Source organism: Vibrio sp. Vb0888 (genome assembly GCF_033338835.1).
GTDB lineage: Bacteria > Pseudomonadota > Gammaproteobacteria > Enterobacterales > Vibrionaceae > Vibrio > Vibrio alginolyticus.
On the sequence record NZ_JAWOTL010000104.1, the window covers coordinates 1 to 1,501 of the forward strand.

A 1,501-nucleotide genomic window follows, 5' to 3' on the forward strand; every position below is an offset into this window, starting at 1 on the left:
CTTCTTAAGCTATTGATGACAATTTTTGTGGTCACATCATTGTTGTCTTTACGCGTTACCGTGAAAGTCTCACCTGGCAGCGCATACACTCCTGCCGAACGGAAGTTGCGTTTAGACTCCATATTCACCGTAGTATCAATTCTCTTTACATCGGCCCCAAATTCACTGCGGCTGAAGTTTCCCATATTTGGTTGTTTTGGGTTGATGCGACGACTGTTGTATTGAACGTAGTCCGCGAAGTACGATTTCAAAAATTCAGTCGTCCCCGTAGACTGCTTATCCATTGGAAAAGAGGCCGTTTGACGATAATGATCCGCCAATAACACCATCAGCTTTTCGTATTGATAACCATCTTGTTCAAACAACGAGAGTTTTTGCGCATCAAGCGATTTCAGCCATGGGCGAATGCTGTTGGCAGCGTCGTAAAACTGACTGTCCATGTTCGCTACTTCTGGGCATGATTTATCATCACATTGGGACAAATCAACATTGAAGTTTTGAGTTTCGAAACGGGATAACAACGCTTGTTGCGTGATGACAGAATCTGGCACAAAGTTCATCAGTGATGAAGGTGCCCAATCGACCAAACCTAACTTACGCCAATAGTTGTCCCCCACGTAGTCAACATGGAATTTTGCCAAAATGTCTCGGCCAAGATCGGTCAACCCACCGTCCCAATGCAGATATAGAACCGGAATTTTAGCTTGCTCGGCATAAGCCAGCGCATCTATTACCTGTTGGTTGGTATCTCCTGACAGCAAATGTTGTGACAGAATCAACAGGTTTGGCTTATCGGCTTTCAAGCAGCTAAGTAATTTTGAACCGTCGCACAGGTTAGCTTCATTAAATGTCAGGTCTGGTGAAATATTGTTGTTTAACCAACTGCGCGTCGCTTGCTCATCAGGAAAGTAATAAGACTGATCCATTTGCGCGATGACCACGTTTGAAGTAGCTCCACCTGACAACCAAGTAACGAGGTTTTTTAACCATTGAGTCATTGCCGCATTAGAAGAATCAGGAAAACGTTGTGCGGTTCGAAATGGGTTACTGCCTAAAACAGCATAACGCTGGCCATTAGTTTGCTCACCAGCAATACCAATCGACAACGCTTGGTCTTTGTAACCACTCGCCATCGCTTTATTGGTCATCAAGATGGTGTCGTTGAATCCATAGGTAGGAGCAAAAATCGCGGCATCATGCGTCGGATCCCAGTAAAGACCCGAAAGATTTTTTGCTATCGCAGATTTGATCGCATTCGACTGTTTCTTGTGCGCCTCAACAACTTGACGGCTTTCACGAATGAAGTCATTTGGGTCAGAAACCAATAGGGCATTGCCCGTTTCTAGCGCTTGTTGAACAGGAACTGGAGTTGGTGTGACTTGACTGTTTGATTGTGACTTGCTCTCTCCACCACCGCATCCGGTGGCAACAGCGTCAAGACCCAACGAGATAATTGTTTTTTTCATATTTCACTTATTAAACAAGGGGTTTGCCGGAGTGT

1 protein-coding gene is annotated in these 1,501 nt (G+C 44.9%); it reads right to left on the reverse strand.

Annotated elements, in window-relative coordinates; all coding sequences use genetic code 11:
- A partial coding sequence (locus R7P72_RS24190; protein ID WP_318110854.1) for an ImpA family metalloprotease occupies positions 1-1,466 on the reverse strand: 1,466 nt, incomplete at its 3' end.
- Between the last annotated feature and the right edge of the window lie 35 nt (positions 1,467-1,501).